Annotated in this window: 21 protein-coding genes and 1 tRNA gene; 1 reads left to right on the plus strand and 21 read right to left on the minus strand. The window is 42.6% G+C overall.

The window, feature by feature from the left end; genetic code table 11:
* Nucleotides 1-106: 106 nt before the first annotated feature.
* From arsB to AAGC65_RS10540, 19 genes are all read right to left on the minus strand, one after another.
* Nucleotides 107-1195: an ACR3 family arsenite efflux transporter gene (arsB, locus tag AAGC65_RS10455; protein WP_343112393.1), complete on the minus strand. Its 1089-nt coding sequence runs from the start codon at nt 1193-1195 to the stop codon at nt 107-109.
* A 45-nt stretch (nt 1196-1240) separates the two neighbouring features.
* Nucleotides 1241-1570, minus strand: a complete 330-nt coding sequence (locus tag AAGC65_RS10460; RefSeq protein ID WP_343112394.1) for a metalloregulator ArsR/SmtB family transcription factor — start codon at nt 1568-1570, stop codon at nt 1241-1243.
* A 47-nt stretch (nt 1571-1617) separates the two neighbouring features.
* Nucleotides 1618-2031, minus strand: coding sequence for an arsenate reductase ArsC (locus tag AAGC65_RS10465; RefSeq protein ID WP_343112395.1), 414 nt, complete (start codon nt 2029-2031; stop codon nt 1618-1620).
* Between the two features lie 10 nt (nt 2032-2041).
* Nucleotides 2042-2602, minus strand: a complete 561-nt coding sequence (locus AAGC65_RS10470) for a DUF6428 family protein (protein ID WP_343112396.1) — start codon at nt 2600-2602, stop codon at nt 2042-2044.
* A gap of 240 nt (nt 2603-2842) precedes the next feature.
* On the minus strand, nt 2843-4555 hold the full coding sequence (locus tag AAGC65_RS10475; RefSeq protein WP_343112397.1) for an ATP-binding protein: 1713 nt from the start codon (nt 4553-4555) through the stop codon (nt 2843-2845).
* 2 nt (nt 4556-4557) lie between these two features.
* Nucleotides 4558-5685, minus strand: a complete 1128-nt coding sequence (locus AAGC65_RS10480; RefSeq protein ID WP_343112398.1) for a sensor protein KdpD — start codon at nt 5683-5685, stop codon at nt 4558-4560.
* A gap of 153 nt (nt 5686-5838) precedes the next feature.
* Nucleotides 5839-6405, minus strand: coding sequence for a K(+)-transporting ATPase subunit C (locus AAGC65_RS10485; protein ID WP_343112399.1), 567 nt, complete (start codon nt 6403-6405; stop codon nt 5839-5841).
* 112 nt (nt 6406-6517) lie between these two features.
* Nucleotides 6518-8548, minus strand: a complete 2031-nt coding sequence (gene kdpB / locus AAGC65_RS10490; RefSeq protein WP_343112400.1) for a potassium-transporting ATPase subunit KdpB — start codon at nt 8546-8548, stop codon at nt 6518-6520.
* A gap of 106 nt (nt 8549-8654) precedes the next feature.
* Complete coding sequence (kdpA, locus tag AAGC65_RS10495) at nt 8655-10370, minus strand: potassium-transporting ATPase subunit KdpA (RefSeq protein WP_343112401.1); 1716 nt, start codon at nt 10368-10370, stop codon at nt 8655-8657.
* An 11-nt stretch (nt 10371-10381) separates the two neighbouring features.
* Complete coding sequence (gene kdpF / locus AAGC65_RS26185) at nt 10382-10459, minus strand: K(+)-transporting ATPase subunit F (protein ID WP_169611101.1); 78 nt, start codon at nt 10457-10459, stop codon at nt 10382-10384.
* 273 nt (nt 10460-10732) lie between these two features.
* Nucleotides 10733-11548, minus strand: a complete 816-nt coding sequence (locus AAGC65_RS10500) for a hypothetical protein (RefSeq protein WP_343112402.1) — start codon at nt 11546-11548, stop codon at nt 10733-10735.
* Nucleotides 11549-11613: 65 nt separating this feature from the next.
* Nucleotides 11614-12960 (minus strand): sigma-54 dependent transcriptional regulator, encoded by a 1347-nt coding sequence (locus AAGC65_RS10505; RefSeq protein WP_343112403.1) that lies wholly within the window; start codon nt 12958-12960, stop codon nt 11614-11616.
* Between the two features lie 108 nt (nt 12961-13068).
* Nucleotides 13069-13272 carry a YqaE/Pmp3 family membrane protein gene (locus tag AAGC65_RS10510; protein ID WP_407940665.1) on the minus strand — a complete coding sequence of 68 codons (204 nt, stop codon included), beginning with the start codon at nt 13270-13272 and terminating at the stop codon, nt 13069-13071.
* A gap of 77 nt (nt 13273-13349) precedes the next feature.
* Entirely contained in the window at nt 13350-13889 is a 540-nt protein-coding gene (locus AAGC65_RS10515; RefSeq protein WP_343112404.1) for an acyl-CoA thioesterase, read from the minus strand.
* A gap of 115 nt (nt 13890-14004) precedes the next feature.
* The gene (locus AAGC65_RS10520; RefSeq protein ID WP_343112405.1) at nt 14005-15261 is read right to left on the minus strand and encodes a DUF5103 domain-containing protein; all 1257 of its coding nucleotides are present in this window, start codon (nt 15259-15261) and stop codon (nt 14005-14007) included.
* A 429-nt stretch (nt 15262-15690) separates the two neighbouring features.
* Nucleotides 15691-17613 carry a ribosomal protection-like ABC-F family protein gene (abc-f, locus tag AAGC65_RS10525; RefSeq protein ID WP_343112406.1) on the minus strand — a complete coding sequence of 641 codons (1923 nt, stop codon included), beginning with the start codon at nt 17611-17613 and terminating at the stop codon, nt 15691-15693.
* Between the two features lie 152 nt (nt 17614-17765).
* A complete protein-coding gene (locus AAGC65_RS10530) occupies nt 17766-18455 on the minus strand; it encodes a hypothetical protein (RefSeq protein WP_343112407.1) in 690 nt (229 codons plus the stop codon).
* A 125-nt stretch (nt 18456-18580) separates the two neighbouring features.
* Nucleotides 18581-19360, minus strand: a complete 780-nt coding sequence (locus tag AAGC65_RS10535; RefSeq protein WP_343112408.1) for an SGNH/GDSL hydrolase family protein — start codon at nt 19358-19360, stop codon at nt 18581-18583.
* A gap of 279 nt (nt 19361-19639) precedes the next feature.
* Nucleotides 19640-20188, minus strand: coding sequence for an REP-associated tyrosine transposase (locus AAGC65_RS10540; protein ID WP_343112409.1), 549 nt, complete (start codon nt 20186-20188; stop codon nt 19640-19642).
* Nucleotides 20189-20443: 255 nt separating this feature from the next.
* Between AAGC65_RS10540 and AAGC65_RS10545 the strand changes: the two genes are divergently transcribed.
* A complete protein-coding gene (locus AAGC65_RS10545) occupies nt 20444-21487 on the plus strand; it encodes a quinone-dependent dihydroorotate dehydrogenase (RefSeq protein ID WP_343112410.1) in 1044 nt (347 codons plus the stop codon).
* Between the two features lie 281 nt (nt 21488-21768).
* On the opposite strand, the gene AAGC65_RS10550 is transcribed toward AAGC65_RS10545, so the two are convergent.
* Complete coding sequence (locus AAGC65_RS10550) at nt 21769-21945, minus strand: spore protein (RefSeq protein WP_321564456.1); 177 nt, start codon at nt 21943-21945, stop codon at nt 21769-21771.
* 33 nt (nt 21946-21978) lie between these two features.
* A tRNA-Cys gene (locus tag AAGC65_RS10555) sits at nt 21979-22049 on the minus strand.
* Nucleotides 22050-22056 lie beyond the last annotated feature (7 nt).

Below are 22056 nucleotides of genomic sequence, written 5' to 3' on the forward strand. Positions count from 1 at the left end.
ATTCAGGTAAGCAGATTATTTAAAACAGGTGGCTAATATCTGTTTTTAAACCTTACTTAAACTACAATTTACTACTACATCTGTTTCACAAAACGACTAATAGGCTTCACATTTGCTCATTAAGTTGGGGCGAACCAACGCTGTAAACCTTTTTGCGCAACCAAAAAGCCAGATTTACCAAAGCAATTAAAGCCGGTACCTCAACCAATGGCCCAATTACCCCCACAAAAGCCTGCCCGCTATTAATGCCAAATACTCCAATGGATACCGCTATAGCCAGTTCAAAATTATTACCGGCCGCAGTAAATGATAATGCCGCGTTTTGCGAATAATCGGCACCAAGCCATCTACCTGTTATAAATGTAATCAGAAACATGATGATAAAATAAATTACCAAAGGGATAGCTATCCTTACTACATCAAATGGTATCTGTACTATCAGATCGCCTTTTAAGCTAAACATAACCAAGATGGTAAATAACAAGGCAACGAGTGTTAAGGGACTTATTTTAGGGATAAAATAATCATTGTACCAGGCATCGCCTTTTAATCTCCGCAAAACAAAACGCGTTAAAAAACCAACAAAAAACGGAATACCCAAATAAATAAGCACGCTTTTCCCTATTTGACCTATACCGATGTTTACCCGCATACTTTTAAGCCCAAAATATGGAGGCAAAACCGTTATGAACAACCATACGAATACACTGTAAAAAAGCACCTGGAATATACTGTTAAAGGCTACCAAACCGGCAGCGTATTCGCGGTTGCCATCGGCAAGTTCATTCCATACCATTACCATAGCTATGCATCTGGCCAGCCCGATCATTATTAAGCCTATCATGTAGGCCGGATGATGCCGCAGAAAAATGATCGCTAACAAAAACATCAGCACAGGCCCGACAAGCCAGTTCATGATAAGCGACAATGATAATATTTTGCTGTTGCTAAATACCTTGCCTAATGCTTCAAAACGTACTTTAGCAAAAGGTGGGTACATCATCAATATTAAACCCACTGCAATAGGTATGTTGGTAGTATCTGATTGAAATTGATTGATGAAGCTTTTGGTTGACGGCATATAATAACCTGTGAATATCCCTGCCCCCATAGCAATAAATATCCACAGGGTTAAATACCTGTCTAAAAAAGACAGCTTTTTCCGTTGAACCGGATTGCAATTATTGGCATTCATTATATTTGTATATTGCTATGAAACGATAGTTATAATCAAAAAAAATCAGCAGCAGTTTTCAGGGAAATTAACCGGGGTAAAAAAAGCGTTCAGCTTATCGGCATATTGTTTCCATTTAACCTGATCAATACAGTAATTCATGGAAGTACCCTCAATGGTGCCCTTAATTAAGCCGGCTTCTTTAAGCTCCCGCAAGTGTTGAGAGGTGGTGGGTTGGGCCAGGCCAAGTACTTCAACCAGATCGGTACCTATACAGGCATTGGCCTTTATCAAATGCTCAATAATGGCAATGCGCGCGGGATGCGCCAAAGCTTTAAGCATTTTGGCCAACTCGTTTTGAGCCTCAGTAAAGTTTTCTGTTTTGGTTAAACCCATGTCAGGCAATATTACGATTAAAGCGGTTAATAATCAAAAACAGCAACTTACAGGTTCTGACCAATAAAATAAGCTGTATAAGTTTTGATCATATCCCTTACCCTTTCAAATTCCTGCATTATCTCCTGCTCGGTTCCGGTAACCTTAGCCGGATCTGGAAAGTTATGATGAAACCTTTGTGCTGTTGAAGGAAAGTAAGGACAATTCTCTCTGGCATTATCACACACGGTAATGATATAATCAAACTGAACGTCTGTATATTCATCCACATGGTTTGATGTGTGTTGACTAATGTCTACCCCATCATTAGCCATAATCTGTACAGCTCTTGGGTTTACGCCATGCACTTCAACACCGGCACTATAAACCCGTGCTTTATCGCCAGCATACATTTGAAGATAACCCTCTGCTATCTGGCTACGGCAACTATTACCCGTGCACAGCACTAATATATTTTTCATATAATGATAATTAGCAACAACCCCCACCAGGAGTACACACAGAAGTAGAAATTAAATTTTTTAATTCAATTTTGGATTTTGCATCGGCAGGAGTACAGCACTCTGATCCAGTATCAGTGGTACCGCAGCTGCCTCCCCTTTCAATAGCTTTGCACTGTACCGAATCTGGTCGTAAGTCCACCAGAAGATTATCGCCATCAGCAACGATACTGCCGGGAAACATTTGCCGGGTGTCAAACTCAGCATTACCAAATTCAATTTTAACCATAGCCAAAGGATTTAATGGCAACGTTTTTTCAACCAGTTCAATAATGGATAGTGCTTTGCCCACTTTCATGGGCCGTTTCTGCTGCTGGTCTGTTGGTTCCCATAATTGTACAATGATCTCCGTCCAGCTGTTCATTTTTCCGCCGCAATCAACAGATGTAATGGGGGCCTGCTTAATTTCGGTAATGTGGTATGCAGCATTAACCCATTTGTTTTCGGCATACTGAAATTGCAGATCAAGATCGGGGTGTATGAGCAATTGTTCTTTAAACGATGCCCAGTTCATAACCTTCTGATTATTCATGATTCAACTTATTGATTAATATATTGCAATATTACGATTAATAAATTAAATGCAAATTTGTTTTTTATAATTCCATAAAAGTTGTACCACATTAGGTATTCATTGCCGTTGACTTTAGTCAACAGCATACGGCTAATATTAAGGCTTTAGCCAAATTACACATGGTATTTGGCTAAAGCCCATCTCCTTATTCATTGTTCAGGTGACTAAAGTCAACGGCAATGAATTTGTTAGGGAATATTAAACTATTCTCTTCAGCGTAAACGTGAACTTACTCCCTGCGCCCAGTTCACTATCTACATGTATCTCTCCCGATTGTGCTTCGATAAAATCTTTGGCTATGGCCAGGCCCAGGCCAGTGCCGGTTTGATCGGCAGAGGCGTTTGGCACTTTAAAGTAGCGTTCAAACAGGCGCGACAGATATTGCTCTTCAATACCTTTACCATGATCCTGTACCGAAAACTCAATCTCGTCATTATGGTGTTTTTTCACCACCAGCTCAACGGTTGACTTTTCATGGCTGTATTTGATAGCGTTTGAGAGCAGGTTAATCAATACCCAGGTGGTTTTGTCCAGATCGGCATGAACCTCAGGTAAGTTCTCATCGCAATCTACATTGATGGCAACCTGCTTTTGATCGGCAGTAAATTTGATGGCGCGCACCGCGTAATCAACAATGTTTCTGGGGTGTGTACTGCCAAAATTAAGCTGCAATTTTCCGGTTTCAACCTGTGCCATATCCAGCAGTTCGCCGGTTATTTGCAGCAGGCGACGGGCGTCATCATCAATATTTTCCAGCAACTGCTTTTGCTCGGTGTTAACGGCTCCTATACGACTATCATCCAGCAATTTTAAACTCATTTTTATAGAGGAGATAGGCGTTTTTAACTCGTGCGATATGGTGGCGATAAAATTAGTTTTAGCCTCATCTAACTGCTGATATTCGGTTATATTTTTCAAGATGATCACTTTTCCGATAACTTTCCCTTTGCTGTTTACCGATAATGATTCGCGCGAGTAAAAGCTCTCCCGGTTATCTGCAAATATTTTCAGTTTAGGCTGATCGTTAACGAGCAAATTGCGCAGCAGGTCGTTTTCCAGGGCTATATCCGGAGCATACCTGCCGTTCAGTTGCTCGGCAGTCATCCCGATCAGGGTACAGGCCACCTCGTTGGCAAATATGATGATGAGCTTCTCATCCAAACCTAAAATGGCATCGTGCATGCTGTTGATGATGGTCTCGATCCGTTTCTTTTCAAACAAGATGCTGGCCAGGTTGCTATTCTCAAACTCATCCAGTTTCTTGGTCATGACATTGAATGCTTCTCCCAGTTCACCAAACTCATCATCAGATTTAAAATGAATTTGCTGATGATAATTACGGTTTGATACTTCTTTGATGCGGGCGGTTAACTCCTTAAGCGGATTAGCTATGTAACCCGGGAAATTCACCGCGAAACTAAAGGCAACCAAAAACAGGAACGCGCCGCAAAAAGCGACCAGTATGGTAGCACGGCTGGCTGTATGGGTAGCCACATCATTTTTGTGCGATATGGCATTCATGTTTAGCTGCATAATACCATATATCAGCTGGCGGGCCTGGATGCGTAACTCGTTTTGCAGTTTAATGTCCTGACCGGGCAGTTTAATTTTTTCATAAACAGCGCTTAATGAGTCGGTCAATTTACCTTCGCCTTGCTCGGTAACATTGTGCCTTTGCAGGTTGAGGTTATAATCAATTGTTTTAACCTGGGCCGGAGTTATGAGCCCGCCGCTTGCATCAATTGCAGCTAATATTTTTTGGGTATACTGCAGGGTTTTATAGTTATCCTTCAGGATCACCCCGGCATCTGCCGACAGGCGATTCAGAAAATAGATTGATAACCCGCAGCATATTAATGCCAGTACAAACAAAAAACCTATGCCGGTACGGAGTTTATTTTTAATGGTCATGGCTATGATAGTATTACAAGGTCAATATCAGTTTTTGACATTTTATTCAGTAGTTGCGTAAATATGGCTGTTTTCATGATCACCTGATAAAATTTAAATCGCGGTTTGCCAATGCAAATGGTAGTTACATCATGCTTTTCGGCCGTTTCCCAAATGGTTTTGGCTATGTTATCACTTTTTATTTTCAGTACCTCGCCGCCCAACTGGGTGGCCAGCTTCATATTATTGATCAGGTGCCGCTGCGAAGCCAGGTTTATTTTGTCGCTGCTTTCCCTTGATGTTTGCACATACAATAAAAACCATTTAGAGCGATAGTATGATGACAGCCTTGCCGTTTTACGTATAATTACCTTGGCCGATGCATCGTTGGTACTTATGCAGGCCAAGAAAAGCTCGGGCCGCAGTTTAATATTTTTAGGTATCTCGGTATCAATCTTCCGTTCAACCTGGTGAGCTACCTCGCGCAGGGCCAACTCCCGCAACTGCAATATCCTGTCTGACTGAAAAAAGTTACTCAACGCCAGCGGAACCTTTGTTGCATCATATATTTTACCTTCCTTTAGCCTGTCAATCAGCTCATCTGCAGTAAGGTCAATATTCACCACCTCATCCGCCATTTGCAAAACCTTATCGGGTATGCGCTCATTTATGGTGGCCCCGGTTATGCGTTCTACTTCTTCGTTGAGGCTTTCCATGTGCTGAATATTCACTGCGCTGATCACATTGATGCCCGCGTTCAGTATCTCCACTACATCCTGCCAGCGTTTTTCATTTTTGCTGCCCTCAATGTTAGTATGGGCAAGCTCATCAACAATTACCACCTCGGGCCGCAGGCTAATGATGGCTTTCAGATCCATCTCCTCGAGTTCCTTTCCCTTATAAAATAGCTTGCGGCGGGGTATCAGCGGCAGGCCCTCTAACTGGGTAACGGTTTCTTTGCGGTTATGCGTTTCAATGTATCCTATTTTAACATCAATGCCGCTGCGCATCAGGGCCTGAGCCTCCAGCAGCATTCGGTAGGTTTTACCTACTCCCGCACTCATGCCTATGTAAACCTTAAATTTACCTCTCCGCGAACGCTTGATCAGTTCCAGAAAATGCTCAACCGATTGTTCTTTTTCTTCACTCATGATTGGTATACCTTACCTTTCAAATTCATGATCATTATATAAATGTATTAAAACTAATAAAAGGAGATTCCGAAAAATCCCCTTTTATAGTATGAATGTCAATCAAACCAAGTTTATAATTAACAATCAACATTAATTACAAAACAATCCATACTATTTCTTCAGCTCGTCTAAAGCGATGTTCAGTTTAAGCACATTTACCTTAGCCGGGCCAAATGCACCTAACCACGGTTTTTCGGTATGCTCGTTAACCAGCTGGGTTAATTGTTGTGCCGATATACCGCGTATTTTGGCAATGCGGGCAATCTGCACCTGGGCACCGGCTGGCGACAGGTCAGGATCCAAACCACTGCCCGATGCGGTAACCAGCTCGGCCGGTATTTGAGCACGGGTAACGCCGGGATTATGTTTCATAAAATCCTTGATGCGGTCATCAACCTGTTTTAAATAATCAGGGTTTGACGGACCTTTGTTTGAGCCTCCTGAACCTGCCGCGTTATAATCAACAGCCGATGGGCGCGACCAGAAATATTCGTCTTTAGTAAATTTTTGGCCTATTAGGGCATAGCCAACTGTACGGCCTTTGTATTGGATGGTTTCGCCATCTCCGTGTCCCGGTGTTAATTTTCCTACTCCGGCTATAGCCAGTGGGTAAATGCCTGCAAGTATCACGATCAAAATGAGCGTTAACTTTAATGAGGGCAACAAATATGTTTTCATCTTTTTATTTTAGATATGAGATATTAGATTTGAGATATGAGACCATTGATAGGGATATGAAATTCAAGACTTCTGTTTTTTTGTCTCAAATCTCATATCTCTGCACTCATATCTATATAAATATGCCAACGGCAAGGTCAATCAGCTTTATGCCTATGAATGGGATAAGTACACCGCCAAGTCCGTAGATCAGCAGGTTACGACGCAACAGCGCGCTTGCTCCTATCGGTTTATACTCCACACCTTTTAAAGCCAATGGAATTAACAGCGGGATAATGATCGCGTTAAAAATAACTGCTGATAGTATCGCTGATTCCGGGCTGTGCAAGGCCATAATGTTTAGCGCCCTTAACGATGGTATGGATACCATGAACAGTGCCGGAACAATAGCAAAATACTTGGCCACATCATTAGCGATGGAGAATGTGGTAAGCGTGCCGCGGGTCATGAGCAACTGCTTACCTATCTCCACAATCTCGATCAGTTTGGTGGGATCATTGTCCAAATCTACCATGTTACCGGCCTCTTTTGCTGCTTGTGTACCGCTGTTCATGGCTACACCAACATCGGCCTGGGCCAAAGCAGGGGCATCATTTGTACCGTCGCCCATCATGGCTACCAGTTTACCGCCCTGTTGCTCTTTTTTAATGTAGTTCATTTTATCCTCAGGCTTGGCCTCGGCAATAAAATCGTCTACACCAGCTTTTTCGGCAATAAATTTGGCGGTTAGCGGATTATCGCCAGTTACCATTACGGTTTTAACACCCATTTTGCGCAGGCGCTCAAAACGTTCGGCAATACCTGTTTTAATAATGTCCTGTAGTTCGATAACGCCTAAAATTTCACTGTTCTGAGCAACTACCAGTGGTGTACCACCGTTAGAAGCTACCCGTTTCACACAATCTTCTACCTCTTCCGGAACCCTTTTATCGGCTTTATGGGCCAGGTTTCTCATCGAATCGAACGCGCCTTTACGAATCTTTAAACCATCGGGTGTATCAATACCGCTGGAACGGGTTTCGGCGGTGAATTTGATAAACACAGAACCTTCAGGAGCTTTAACATCTAAAAATGCCTTGTCATGACCTGCCAGTTCAATGATGGATTTACCTTCTGGGGTTTCATCAGCAAGTGAAGCCAATACTGCCGCATTAATCAACACGTCAGGAGAGATGCCCAATGCAGGCCAAAATTGGGTTGCCTTACGGTTACCTATAGTAATAGTACCGGTTTTATCGAGCAAAAGGGTATCCAAATCGCCGGCGGTTTCAACCGCTTTACCCGATTTGGTGATCACGTTGGCACGCAAAGCCCTGTCCATACCCGCTATACCAATGGCTGATAAAAGCCCGCCGATAGTGGTTGGGATGAGACATACAAACAGAGAGATAAAAGCCGCTATGGTGATAGGCGTGTTGGCATAATCGCCAAAAGGTTTCAACGTAACGCACACGATCACGAATATCAGCGTGAAGCCTGCCAGTAAAATAGTTAAAGCTATTTCATTCGGTGTTTTCTGGCGTGAGGCACCTTCCACCAGGGCGATCATCTTATCCAGAAAGCTTTCGCCGGGTTGAGTGGTCACCATTACCTTGATCCTGTCAGATAATACCTTAGTACCGCCTGTCACAGATGATTTATCGCCGCCCGCCTCACGGATCACCGGGGCTGACTCACCGGTAATGGCCGATTCATCAATGGTAGCAATACCCTCAATGATCTCACCATCGGTTGGGATGTTATCGCCGGTTTCGCAGATAAACACATCGCCTTTTTTTAATTGCGACGACATCACCCTTTCTTCTTTACCGTTAACCAGTAAACGGGCAGGTGTTTCTTCGCGGGTTTTGCGCAGGCTCTCGGCCTGCGCTTTTCCGCGCGCCTCGGCAATAGCTTCGGCGAAATTGGCGAACAGAACAGTTAATAGTAAAACGATGAATACGGTAAAGTTGTAAGCAAAACTGCCCTGTCCTTTATTGGCAAAAGAGTAAATGCTTACTATCAGCATCACGAATGTTCCTATCTCAACGGTAAACATTACCGGGTTGCGGAACAGTACGCGTGGGTTCAGTTTGATAAATGACTGCTTGAAAGCCTCCCTCATTTGATCGCCCTGGAATAATGTATTTTGATTTGAGTTCATGACGAATTCTATATGATTATTTCTTTTGTTTAGCCTCACCTAAATCCTCTCCAAGGGAGAGGACTTTTAAGAACCATCTCCTTTGGAGAGGCGGGGTGAGGCTCGTTTATCTTAATGAAAAATGTTCGGCAATTGGACCTAATGCTAATGACGGGAAGAATGACAGTGCAGCAATAATCACGATCACCGCGAATATCATCACCCCAAAAGTTGAGGTATCGCTTTTCAATGTTCCGGCCGATTCTGGTATATATTTTTTATTGGCTAACAAACCGGCTATGGCCAGCGGGCCAATAATTGGTAAAAACCTACCAAGGATCATGACAATACCAGTAGTAACGTTCCAGAATATATTACCATCGCCCAAACCTTCAAAACCTGAACCGTTGTTGGCAGCAGATGAGGTATACTCATACAGCATTTCGGAAAAGCCGTGGCTACCCGGGTTATTTAACCAGGCCGACGGTTTAACCGCCCAATCTGCACCAGGCATATGTACTAATACATATGACGAAATGGCCAAACCTACCAAAATAATGAAAGGATGCAGCAAGGCGATCAACGAGGCTATCTTCATTTCCCGGGCCTCGATTTTACGGCCGAAAAACTCGGGTGTTCGCCCAACCATCAATCCCGAAATAAACACGGCTATAATGATAAAAATGTAAAAGTTCAGGATACCTACCCCACAGCCACCGTAAAAGCAGTTCACCATCATGCCCAGCATCATCATGATACCTGATACCGGCATGGCGCTATCGTGCATGGAGTTGATGGAACCTGTTGATATAATAGTGGTAACTATGCTCCAGTAAGCAGAACTGGCCGGGCCAAAGCGCACTTCCTTACCTTCCATTGCGCCCGTTGGCTGGCTAATCCCCATTTTAGCGATAGCAGGGTTACCCCCCAGTTCGGCATTCATTGTTGGGATGAGCAACATGAGCATACCCAGCGTCATGACACCGAATATAACGTAAGCGAATTTTTTCTTGTTAAGATAAAAGCCAAGCGCAAATACCAACGCAATGGGTATTAAAGTTTGCGCAACCAGTTCTGTAATATTGGTTAAGTAGTTTGGGTTTTCGATTGGATGAGCTGAGTTTGCTCCAAACCAACCGCCGCCGTTTGTACCTAAGTGTTTAATGGCCACCAAAGCAGCAACCGGACCGCGGGATACGTGAACGGTATCGCCCTGCATACTGATAAAAGTGTCTTTACCGGCATAGCTGGTGGTCATGCCGTTAAAGGCTAATATAATGGCTATTACAAATGATATAGGCAGTAATACACGGGTAAGGGTTTTTACAAAGTAATCCCAAAAGTTACCCAGCTTGTCGGTCACTTTATCTTTTAAGGCCCTGAACACTACGACCAGTGCTGCAATACCTGTAGCAGCAGAAACAAAGTGCAGGAACATAAACACAAAATGCTGTGTAAAGTAAGTAGCGCCGCTTTCGCCTGAGTAGTGTTGCAGGTTACAGTTTACCAAAAAACTAATGGCGGTATTAAAAGCTGTATCTGCCGATTGGCCCGCGTTGCCATCTGGATTAAGCGGAAGGTGGCCCTGGGCCATTAAACAAACAAATGCATAAATGAGCCACACGCTATTAATAGTAAGCAGGGCAAATAAATGCTGTTTCCAGTTCATTTCCTTTTTGGTATCAATACCGCTGAAACGGAAAATGAAACGTTCAACAGGGGCCATAAAATCAAGCCATGTTTTTTCGCCTTTAAAAACGCGGGCTATGTAGCGGCCCAGTGGTATAGCCAGTGCAAGCGTGAGCAGGTAAGTAAATATTACACCTGAAATTTCAGAGTTCATGGGTTATATAGTTAAAATTTTTCGGGTTTAAGCAGCACGTACACCATGTATATGAACACGGCTATGGCCACAATGAATAATGCGATCATGGTGATTAGATTTTTTCGAAGTAACTAACTGATTTAAAAAAGAGCCAGAAGATGGCTATGAAGGCCACTACGTAAATAACAACTTGTAAAACATCCATAGTATTAGTTTTTACAGGTGCTTTACCAAGCGGATGCCACAAAATAACAAAACCTATTAAATAGCTTAAATACAGCCATTTAATAGGTTTTTATGTAATTGTTGGAGATTTTTAGTGATTGATAAACCTATCAAAATGATAATTGGTTATCAAAGTGGGAATGGGCACTGAAAAATTAATACCCTATTAATTCTATTTGTTTAGGATTAGTAATGTTTACAGCGAATTTTCCTTTATAAGGAATTACCCTCCCTTTAATCGAGATTTGTTTATTTAAAAATGCAACCTCAGGAATTGTATGAAACTTATTGCGGACTTCGCCTTTAATGATTACTACTAATGTTTCGTTACTTAAATATAATTCGGTAAGCATTTCGTTTACATAAAATTTAGCATCTGAAACACTATCGCTATACCATATTTTTTTATTTACCCTTTCAGAAAAATATTTGTAGCTACTGGCTTTAACTGCCTCCCTACTTGGAGGCAGTAACTCAACACTTGTAACACGCGTCGATGGCTTTTTACCTCCATCTTTTTGAAACTGCAATCTTGATTTAAAGCTTGAAAGCAAAAAAGCTGATTTATCATCAGCCATAAAGACTGAGTTTGTAATGATTGGTTTTTCACGGTTTCCATTTACTACCCCGTACACCTCAATATCATGTTTTTTTAAGGCTTTGAGCACACTCGGTTTGGCAGCTTCATACAGATAGCTTATCTCAACGGCAACGGATCTACCTTTCGATGCGGAGTCAATACTTACAATGAAACCATTAACACCAGGTATTTCTTTGATCTCACGTATATGGCCATAAACACAAACCGTATCGCCTATATGATCCGGAACATCTTTTAATTCGATGTATTTTGCCGCTTGTCTGAATATGCTGCCTTTCCTCATTGCCTGCATAATGGAGGTAGTATCCTGTGCCAATGCATAGCTAATTTGGATGAGTATAAAAGCAATTACAAGGTTTAGGGTTTTCATGCATTTAAGATAGGCAAAAAGACTTTTCCATCCGCTACCCAACCCGCGAATTATTGTATCTAACCCTACTCCAACCCGTACTCTTTAAGCTTACGGTAAAGTGTAGCTACACCTATGTTTAACAAATGAGCGGCTTCGGCGCGGTTACCGTGGGTATGGTTAAGTACGCGCTGTATGTGCAGTTTTTCTACCGATGATAGATCAAACGCAGATAGCGGGCTGCCTGATTTTACCTGTTGCTGCTGAATTTCATAGGGTAGCAGGCTTTCGTCTAAAATATTATTATCGGCCAAGATAACCGCGCGTTCAATGATGTTTTTCAGTTCGCGGATGTTGCCGGGCCAGTTGTATGCTTCCAGCTTATCTACAAACTCCTCGCTTAGTTTATTGATCTGCTTTTTAACCTTTAGGGCAAAATACTGCATAAAGTATTCGGCCAGCAGCTTAATATCTTTTTTACGCTCGCGCAGGGCAGGCAATGTGATCTGGAAAACCGACAGGCGGTAAAACAGATCTGACCGGAAATGGCCATCGGTTATTTCAGTTTGCAGGTTGCGGTTGGTTGCAGCCAGTATCCGTACATTGACCTGGGTAGGCTTGGTATCACCTATTTTTAAAAACTGCTGCGATTCCAGCACTCGAAGCAGTTTGGCTTGCAGATCATGGTCGAGCTCGCCAATTTCATCTAAAAATATAGTACCTCCGTTGGCTTCCTCAAACAGGCCTTTTTTATCTTTCAGTGCGCCGGTAAATGATCCTGCCTTATGGCCAAACAGCTCGCTTTCCAATAACTCTTTAGTAAAGGCGCTGCAATTTACAGCCACGAATGATTTAGCGCTCCGGTTACTGGCCTGGTGAATAGCTTCGGCAAAAATCTCTTTCCCGGTGCCGGTTTCACCCAATAACAAAACAGTGGTATCGGTTAAAGATACTTTTTGAGCCAGCTTGATCACATCACTTATAGCTGTTGATTTACCGATAAGCCTGTCGAACCCAAACTTATCATTCAACTTACTTTGCAGGTCAATCACCGTTTGCTGCAGCAGGGCCTTATCCATAGCCTTGCTTACCAGGGGGATTATCTTTTCGTTATCATCACCTTTGGTGATATAATCAAAAGCACCTGCTTTAATGGCCTTTACCCCATCGTTAATGGTGCCATAGGCGGTAAGGACTATAATTTCGGTAGCCGGATATGTTTTTTTGATAGTTTCGGAGAGGGTGATACCGTCGATATCAGGCAGCTTTACATCACTCAATACTACCTGAATTTGTTCCTGTTGTAATTTGCGCAGGCCTTCTTTGGCGTTTGCAGCGGTAAGTACTTCGTGACCTTCCAGCTGAAGTATACGGGCCAGCAGGTTGCGCAGCCGTTCTTCGTCGTCGATAATTAACAGTTTGCCTTTTTGCATCTTTTATAGATGTGCAGATTTAAGATATGCAAATGTGCAGATATTATTTTAGATGTAAACGGGTATCATTTGCACATCTGCATATCCGCACATTTACACATTCACTAATTACCATCTTCCGGCTCTTCGGGTAGCACGCATCAGCTGGCGATGCCTTTTGGCTTCGTAATAATCGTTAATCACTAATATAGCGTGAATAATACCTGGTATCAGAAAGCAAAGCGTTAACAATATATTCAATATGAATGCGCCTATCCGGCCAGTGGTTAATATGGCCAGCGGTGGCAGCAAAAAGCATAAAAAGTATCTCATGGCAATAAATTTAAATCGGTTGGTACATTGTACCTGATATTTAGAGTATGAAATTCCCTTTTTGTTACCGCCACTAATTAATCGCGCAGGTTCAGCGGAAGCTGTTCGCCAAAGAAAAGCGCTTTCAGTTCGGTAGCATCGTTTGGCAGCATTTTACCACCCAATATAAGCCTCAATTGGCGACGGCGCAAAGCTCCCTCAAAAAGGGTTACTTCCGCGTCTGTTTCTGGTATCAGGCACGGTACAGCTGTTTTTTTACCCTCACTGTCAAGCGCTACAAAGGTATAATAGGCCTCGTTGCTTTTTACACGGGTACCCGATGGTATATTCTGTGCCCATACATCCATGCGAACCTCCACCGAAGTTGTGAATGCCCGGGTTACCTTTGCCTCTATACTGATCACATCGCCCAGTTTAATAGGCGACTGGAATGACACGTTATCAACCGATGCGGTTACCACAATGCGATTACAGTGTTTTTGCGCGGATATAGCCGCGGCAATATCCATCCAGTGCAGCAGGCGCCCACCCATCAGGTTGTTTAAGGTGTTGGTATCATTGGGTAATACCAATTCATTCATGATGGTATATGATTCCTGCGGCGATTTTCCTGTCATATAGAGATTTGTTTTGTACAAAGATACGTTTTTTGAGCCTCACTCCAGTCCTCTCCAAAGGAGAGGGAGTATTACTTCAAAGTCCTCCCCTTTGGAAAGAACTTAGGTGAAGCTCCTATTTCTTCACCGTATTCAACTCGCCAAAGCCAACCAGCTCATCCCAGCGGGCAGTGGGCGGGCGGTAGTAGATAAGCAGCTGGTAATCATTTTCAGTTTCAAAATGGCTGCCCTCAAACGTGATATCGTTGGCTCTTTTCGTTTTATTATCGTACCAAACGTATTCATAATCGTATACCCCCTGCTTTAAAAACAAGTTGATATTATATTTTCCGTTTTCGCCTCGGGTTAGTTTGCTATGCTCATCCAGCTTGTAATCATTAAACTGGCCAACAATGTAAACACTCCCTTCAGATTCCGACTTGTTGGCGGCAAAACTAAAATAGATATGCGCGTAATCAGCATCAATACGTGGGTCGGTGCCATCCTGGTTCAGTACAAAGAATTTGCCGTCATTATCATATGTTAAAATATAATTAGGGCTGTCACGTACCGGATCAGTCAGTAAAACCACGTTGTTGGCCGTATCCTTAATAATACGCGCAATGTGCTGTGAATTAAGCTTCAGCGTACGGGTATCAAACAGCCTGAATTCGTTTCTGCCCGGGAAATCATTGATGGTAACATCATTATAAAGTAGTTGCGTTCCCCGTACATAAGTAGGCTGCGTGTTTAATATACCGGTTTGCGTACGGGCGTTCTGCATCAGAAAGGCGCGTATATCATTTGATGGGTTTTGAACCTGCAAGCCTGTATAATCAACGGTAAAGTTTACCTTTTGGTTGGTTTGCCGGGTTTCTGTGCCCGGCGACGGGCCTGTAGTAGCCGCTATAGTTACCTTTTTGCCCAGCACATATAAACGGCGGGTAAGCACCATTTTTGATTGGTCGCCATCCTCGTAAACCTTTAGTATATAGTTACCTGCCAATTTGGGCGCTATGTTGTTGTTAGGCAGCTTAAGCTCATAATGTGTATATTTTTGAATAGTCCCCGATGAGTAAGTGTAGGTATACAAACGGTCGTCGGTAAAGCTTTGCAGGTACTCGGCGGTGGATAGGTTTGAGGAGTTCCAGCGGGTATCGCAATGCTCAATAGTATAGTAATAATTGCGGCTGCCACCTCTCAGATCGTCAAAAGCCAGCAGCACTTTTTCATCTGATCCTAAATTGATTACCGGGAACGAACCCTGTTTTTTGCTGTTATAAAACTCCACGCTTTTGATGGAAGTGTTATATACATTATTGTCATAAGGCGCTTGCGCGAAGCCTTTGATAGTAACCAGCAGGAGAACGAACAGGCAAAGATGCTTTCTCATTTTTTAGTTTTTAGGTATCCTCATTTTGCCGGGACAAAACCGGCCCGATCTTGAGATTGGAAATTTAAGAATTTCCGAAAGAGAAACTAATTAGCCCAACCAATATTTTACACAACCCAACCGGAAAACTTTTTAAAATTTTATTTTAACACTTTTTCGTTTCAAAAAAGGTCAAAAAAAGGCGAAAATTGGTGGGAAATTGATTGAATTGAGCGAAAATCTTGCATTTTGGTGCGCTTTTAGGTCATTTATAAATGTTTAAAAAGTTTTAACTAACTGATAAACAGACACAAATACCAAATATCTACACTTTTCTTCTTCCTGGCTCTTTAACAAAACAGCCCGCCTTTCCGGTTAAAGGAAAAGACGGGCTGTTATTTCTTTAAATATACTAAAATCTGCGGATATATTAAAATATCCTGTTATAGTTTATGCTTCCAGTTCCAGGATCTGCTCGGCCAGGGTTTCCCATTTTTGCTGAACTTGTTTTAGTTCTGCTTGCTTTTGGGAATAGGCTGCATTGGTTTCCTTTAACTTGGCATTATCAGTGTAAATTTTATCGTCGGCCAATTTGGCTTCCAGTTGTTTTACGGTTTTATCCAGGTCGGCAATCTGCTCTTCCATTTTGCTTAGGTCCTGGTTTAGTTTTTTAAGCTGCTGGTGTTTGTTCTCGCCATGCTGCTGTTTAACCGGTTCGGGCTTTTTCTCCTCCTTTTTAGGCTGAGGAGCCGGGATGGCCGCTTTTGGCTCTAACTTACGTTTAGACAACCATTCGTCGTATTCGGCATAAGTACCTGGGTAAACTTTTATTTTTTGATCCTCAATAAACCAGATCTTGTTGGCTACGTTATCCAGGAAATACCTGTCGTGCGATACCACGATCAGCGTACCTTCGTACTGATCTAAAGCCTGGATCAGGATATTTACCGATTGCATATCCAGGTGGTTGGTAGGCTCATCCAGTACCAGGAAGTTAGCATCGGCAGTAAGTGCCTTAGCCAAAGCCACACGTGATTTTTCGCCACCCGATAGTACCTTGATCTTTTTAAACACATCATCGCCCGTAAACAGGAACGAACCTAATATGGTACGCAGTTCCGTATCGGTATGTTTAGGTGCAAAAGCCTGCAGTTCCTGCAATATCTGATTTTCCAGGTGCAATGATTCCAGCTGGTGCTGTGCAAAAAATGTTTGCGATACATTATGACCTGTTTCGGCCCTACCTGCAAACTCTTTATCGGCACCGGCCACTATGCGCAACAGGGTTGATTTACCTTTACCGTTGGCACCAATCAAGGCTATTTTGTCGCCCTTTTCAATAATGGCCTCCGCATCATCCAAAATATCGATGCCGGGATATTTTTTGGTGATGTGCTCCATCGTTACCACGTGCCTACCAGATTGTTTGGTGAAACGGAAGGCGAAGTTAACCGTAGGGTTATCATCATCCACATCATCAACACGCTCCATTTTATCAAGCATTTTAATACGCGATTGCGCCATTTTTGCTTTAGATGCCTTGGCACGGAAACGCTCAATCAAACGCTCTTCCTGTTTTATTTTTGATTGCTGGTTTTTGAACTCACCACGCTGAATTTCTTCGCGCAGGGCTTTCTCTTCCAGGTAAAAACTATAGTTGCCCGCGTAAACGGTAAGCTTACCCTTGCGCGATTCAACCGTGCGGTTGATCACCTTATCCAGGAACCATCTATCGTGCGATACGATAACGATAGCGCCATTAAAAGCCTTCAGATAATCTTCCAGCCATTGGATAGATGGTAAGTCAAGGTGGTTGGTAGGCTCATCCAGTAACAGGATGTCGGGAGCCTGCAATAATATTTTGGCCAGCATTACACGCATGCGCCATCCACCCGAAAAGGTGCTTAGCTTACGCTCGCAATCAGTGTCGCTAAAACCCAAACCCGCTAATATTTCGCGTGCCTTATATTCAATGTTATAACCGTCAAGCAGTTCAAACTCATGCTGTTTATCGCTCAGTTTGTGTAAAAGATCTTCGGTGTAATCAGTTTCGAGTTTTTTAAGTAAGGTCTCAATCTCATCATGCAGCTGGTTCTGGCGCTCAAAAGCTTCCATAGCCACATGTACAATAGTTTTATCAGATGAGTATGACAGCAAATCCTGGTTCAGGTACCCCATTGTAAGGTCCTTAGCCATTGATATGGTGCCCGATGTAGGTTTGTAATCGCCTACAATAATTTTCAGGAGGGTAGTTTTACCGGTTCCATTGGCACCTATTAAACCAATTTTTTCACCGGGTTTTATATGCCAGTTGGCTTCATCATAAAGGGCCCGCGCACCAATCTCAAACGTAAGGTTATTTATCGCAATCATTTGGCCGCAAAGATACGCTTTTGAGACGAAAGCAGGAAGGTTATAGGTTGTACGTTATATGTTTTACGTTGCATAGATAATTCTAACCTAAAATGCGGTCTTTCAACGTACTACGCGTTCATTATGTACTATCGCCTTAAGCTATGCTTGATCTATTGCTTTTTAATATGACCGCCGCTATCAATAAACCATTTTTCTTCATCATTTTCAGAATCGAAATGACCCTTTTTGTAAGATTCAGCACTCCACGAATGGTGGAGCACAATAGTAAGGTCTTTATTAATTGTTGACGTCCGACTAATTTGCCAATGATTATTCCCATCGCCTGTAACCGTATGAATAGCGTCAATCACTTCGACATGATAAGATAAGGTTACCAAAATTCCCCGAAGATCAATAACAACAAATTTGGGTCTAATAGCCACTAAAACTCCTTCAACTTTATGATTAGCCGTGTCAACTAAATTAAAGGAAACAGCACTGGAATCTGAATCATCTTCAGCGCTATCTAAAAAGCCTGCTCCAAGTTGTGTTGGAATAAGTTTCAATGGAATATTATGTAGCTTTTTATTTTTAAATGCTGATAGATCGATTGCAATAACAGACTGCATATTTCCGTCTGACTTATAGGGAAATACCGCCTTTGGCAAGCTATCCAGATGCATCATTAGTTGTCCGCTATCTGTTAATGGGTAAACTTTTTTTCCAACAGTATCCTTTTTAACAATCAATGATAGAGGTGCTTTAACAACAGTATCAGCCTTTTTAACCGATTTATTAGCCGACTGCTTACAAGCTATTAAAACAGATAAAGCAAAAACGCAGATTATTACGTATCTCAAAGTGTGCAAGCAATTAGTTTATGCCAATATAACTTTTCAGGTTTTACGTTAGATATAATCTGACCGTATAACATGATCTTTCAACTTACTACGTATCACTTAAAACGTACAACCTTAATGCCAGGCTACGCTCCCACCGCCTTTAGCCAGGTTTGGGCCATCAGAGCTTCGCCGGCTATGCTTGGGTGTACGCCATCAAGGCTCCAGTATGCTGCCGGAGTGGTTTCTATGGCTTTATCAAAGGCAGCCTGAAATGGCACAAAAATAGCATTGTATTCAGTGGCTATGTCACGGGCCGCTTTCCTGAACAGATCAAACGTTGGATACCATTTATCGTCTACAGCCTTTACGCCTTTCGAAGCAAATGGTTCACAGATCACCAATTTCACATCGGGCAGAGCCTCTTTGGTACGTGTAAGCAGTTTCTTATAATCGGCAGTGTAATTATCAATGGTGCCGCTATAGCTGCCATTAAGGGTGTGCCAAAAATCATTTACACCAATGTGTATACTTAATATATTGGGTTTTATAGCCAGGCAATCGGTATCCCAGCGCTCGGCCAGCTGGTAAACCTTATTACCGCTAACACCTTTGTTATATATTTTGAGGCCCTTATCAGCATGGTCAAACAACAGTTTGGACGCAGTAACCAGCGCATACCCCGAACCCAGGGCAGCAGTGGTGTTATATTCGTTTTTTTTATGGTCGCGCCCCCAGTCAGTAATAGAATCACCCTGAAACAGTATTACATCACCTGTATTAAATTTCAGTTTGGATGCTTTTTCTGCAGCCAGGGCGGCAGATACAATTTGCGGTACCCCAACAGCGGCCAAAGTACCTATAGATGCGGTTTTAAGAAAATGACGGCGCGAAGACTCAAACTTATCGCTTAGTATTTTGATCATAGATGGCTTATTTTGTTTGGCTATGTTTTTCGAATTTACAATTTTACGTGATTGTTGGGCAATGGATTGGGGTTTTGTATCAGGAATGGTACATTGGCAACTCACCCGCCCGTTGCTTTTCACTGTCGCGAGTTTAGCGTCAGCGTAACTCGTGACTTGGCATGGGAGTAAGCTTTCAGCTTACGTAATTATCACAAATAAAGTGAGCTGAAAGCTCTTGCCATGCGTACCACGAGTTACGCTATCGCTAAACTCGCGGTAGAATGATATTTTTTAGACTTAGCCTATCAAAACAATATCAATTAATCCTTTTCCTCCTGCATAATCAATCGCGCTGCTGTAAAGATATTGCTCTGGTTCATTAACCCATCCTGCTGTTACAGGATTGCTATGCAGATATTCAAGCTTTTGATCCATTATTCCGTTGCTTGATAACTCAACAGGATGGCTCCCTTGCTGCCAAAATTGATAGCGTTCATTATTAACGTTATTTTTCCCTTCGCGTTCAAAAAACCAGAGCATCCATTCTCTTCTGCTCTCTTGCAAATTTTCACTAATAGCTTTTATAATGGCTTTTGACGTATGTCTTTTGATATCCCTTAAAATATCCTGCATAGGTTTGTTATTCGTCCCGATTATCAAATGAACATGGTTACTCATAATAACCCATGCGTACAGTTGAAGGCCTTTATTTTCAATGCTATATTTGAGACTATCAACAATAATATCTTTATATTCTCTTCTGGTAAGTACATCAATCCATCTTATTACCGTAAAAGTTACAAAATATGGCCGTTCCTGATCATGAAATTTATAATTACTGCTCATCGGGTTCAAGTTAATAAAGTTGTTTTAAAAAAATGTGGCTCTGTCGCGAGTTTAGCGATAGCGTAACTCGTGACTTATCATAGAGTAAGCTTTCAGCTTACGTGATTTTCATAAATTAAGCGAGCTGAAAGCTCTTGCCATACGTACCACGAGTTACGCTGTCGCTAAACTCGCGGTAGAATAGGTATTGTACAACAAATTAATAATTCCTAATTTCTGGTTTACACACATTAACTAATGTGCTAACTTCGCGGCATGTATTTTTTATTAAAACCCATCCTGTTCCAGTTCGATCCTGAAAAAGTACATTATTTTGTTACCCGCAACTTAAAACGCTTTAACCGCTTTCCGGGCGGGGCAGCTTTGAGCCGGGCCATATGGGATGTGAACAACCCGCGACTGCAAAAAGAAGTATTTGGTTTGCGTTTTAAAAACCCGGTTGGCCTGGCTGCCGGCTTTGATAAAAATGGCGAGCTGATGGGCGAAATGGCCAATATTGGTTTCGGTTTTGTGGAGATCGGTACGGTTACCCCCCTGCCTCAGCCCGGCAATCCGCAGCCGCGTATGTTTCGCCTGCCGCCCGATGGTGCGCTGATCAATCGTATGGGGTTTAATAATTTAGGCGTTGATGTGGTGGCCGAACGCATGGCTGCTTTTCGCCGGAATGCCAAAGGCGCTCAAAAACAACTTATCATTGGCGGCAACATCGGTAAAAACAAGGTTACCGCGAACGAGGATGCCGTGAGCGACTATATCAAATGCTTTGACCGCCTGTTTGATGTGGTTGATTATTTTGTGGTGAACGTAAGCTCGCCTAACACTCCCGGATTGCGTGCCCTGCAGGAGAAAGAGCCTTTAATGCACATCCTGAACACCTTGCAGCAACGCAACTCAAAAAACGGTATCAGCAGACCTGTCCTGCTCAAAATAGCACCCGACCTCACCGACTCGCAGTTGGATGATATTGTTGACATTGTGCAGCAAACCCGCATTGCAGGTATTATTGCCACTAATACTACTATCAGCCGCGAAAACTTAACTGTGGCCGAAAGCCTAAAAAATGAAATGGGTGGATTGAGTGGCAAACCGCTTACCAAGCGTTCAACCGAGGTGATCAGCTATCTGCATAAAAAATCGAACGGATCGTTCCCTATCATTGGCGTAGGCGGTATCCATTCGGCCAACGATGCCATAGAAAAACTGCAAGCCGGCGCATCACTGGTACAGCTATATACCGGCTTTATTTACGAAGGCCCTGCGCTGATTGGCAGGATCAATAAGAAGCTTCTTGACCGTTGATTATTGGGGTGATTACGTTGATTTCGTTGATGACTTTCTGCCTAAGCAGGAATTTTACTGATGATGGCCTGATTGAGAAAAAATAATGATTTAGGACAATTATCAACGGTATCAACGCAATCACTCCTCCAAAATCAACGACCAAGACAAGGCAATCAGCGAAATCAGCGTAATCACCCCAATAATCAACGGTCGGCGCATAAAAAATCCCGCCAGTTTCTTAAACCGACAGGATTTTATAAGATCTTTTCAAGCGCTTAGCGCGCTAAAACCAGATAGAATTATTTTGCAGCGATAGCTTTTGCTAAAGCTTCGTTGTTTTTAGTGATCTGGCTGTGTTTTGACTCAGCAGAACGGCTTCCGTACTCCAGGTTAGTAGCCAGTTTCAAAAACTGAACTTCTAAACGTGAAGTAGTTTTGTTTTTTCTATCTTTTCTTTTTAAACGTGTAACGCCCATGATGTTTGTTCTTTAAATTTTTTAATACCCTTGAGGTCGGGAGCGGATTCGAACCGCTGTAAAAGGTTTTGCAGACCTCTGCCTAGCCACTCGGCCACCCGACCATTTTTT

Source organism: Mucilaginibacter sp., assembly GCF_039207105.1.
Taxonomy (GTDB): Bacteria; Bacteroidota; Bacteroidia; order Sphingobacteriales; family Sphingobacteriaceae; genus Mucilaginibacter.

Coding starts and splice junctions, on each gene's coding strand:
- AAGC65_RS10510 (WP_407940665.1), bottom strand. CDS start 13,272: ATGAGATACTTTTTATGCTTTTTGCTGCCACCGCTGGCCATATTAACC.
- AAGC65_RS10480 (WP_343112398.1), bottom strand. CDS start 5,685: ATGAGTGAAGAAAAAGAACAATCGGTTGAGCATTTTCTGGAACTGATC.
- AAGC65_RS10465 (WP_343112395.1), bottom strand. CDS start 2,031: ATGAAAAATATATTAGTGCTGTGCACGGGTAATAGTTGCCGTAGCCAG.
- AAGC65_RS10515 (WP_343112404.1), bottom strand. CDS start 13,889: ATGACAGGAAAATCGCCGCAGGAATCATATACCATCATGAATGAATTG.
- AAGC65_RS10505 (WP_343112403.1), bottom strand. CDS start 12,960: ATGCAAAAAGGCAAACTGTTAATTATCGACGACGAAGAACGGCTGCGC.
- AAGC65_RS10485 (WP_343112399.1), bottom strand. CDS start 6,405: ATGAAAACATATTTGTTGCCCTCATTAAAGTTAACGCTCATTTTGATC.
- kdpB (WP_343112400.1), bottom strand. CDS start 8,548: ATGAACTCAAATCAAAATACATTATTCCAGGGCGATCAAATGAGGGAG.
- abc-f (WP_343112406.1), bottom strand. CDS start 17,613: ATGATTGCGATAAATAACCTTACGTTTGAGATTGGTGCGCGGGCCCTT.
- AAGC65_RS10545 (WP_343112410.1), top strand. CDS start 20,444: ATGTATTTTTTATTAAAACCCATCCTGTTCCAGTTCGATCCTGAAAAA.
- kdpF (WP_169611101.1), bottom strand. CDS start 10,459: ATGATCGCATTATTCATTGTGGCCATAGCCGTGTTCATATACATGGTG.
- AAGC65_RS10475 (WP_343112397.1), bottom strand. CDS start 4,555: ATGACCATTAAAAATAAACTCCGTACCGGCATAGGTTTTTTGTTTGTA.
- AAGC65_RS10470 (WP_343112396.1), bottom strand. CDS start 2,602: ATGAATAATCAGAAGGTTATGAACTGGGCATCGTTTAAAGAACAATTG.
- AAGC65_RS10520 (WP_343112405.1), bottom strand. CDS start 15,261: ATGAGAAAGCATCTTTGCCTGTTCGTTCTCCTGCTGGTTACTATCAAA.
- AAGC65_RS10500 (WP_343112402.1), bottom strand. CDS start 11,548: ATGAAAACCCTAAACCTTGTAATTGCTTTTATACTCATCCAAATTAGC.
- AAGC65_RS10550 (WP_321564456.1), bottom strand. CDS start 21,945: ATGGGCGTTACACGTTTAAAAAGAAAAGATAGAAAAAACAAAACTACT.
- arsB (WP_343112393.1), bottom strand. CDS start 1,195: ATGAATGCCAATAATTGCAATCCGGTTCAACGGAAAAAGCTGTCTTTT.
- kdpA (WP_343112401.1), bottom strand. CDS start 10,370: ATGAACTCTGAAATTTCAGGTGTAATATTTACTTACCTGCTCACGCTT.
- AAGC65_RS10460 (WP_343112394.1), bottom strand. CDS start 1,570: ATGGGTTTAACCAAAACAGAAAACTTTACTGAGGCTCAAAACGAGTTG.
- AAGC65_RS10540 (WP_343112409.1), bottom strand. CDS start 20,188: ATGAGCAGTAATTATAAATTTCATGATCAGGAACGGCCATATTTTGTA.
- AAGC65_RS10535 (WP_343112408.1), bottom strand. CDS start 19,360: ATGATCAAAATACTAAGCGATAAGTTTGAGTCTTCGCGCCGTCATTTT.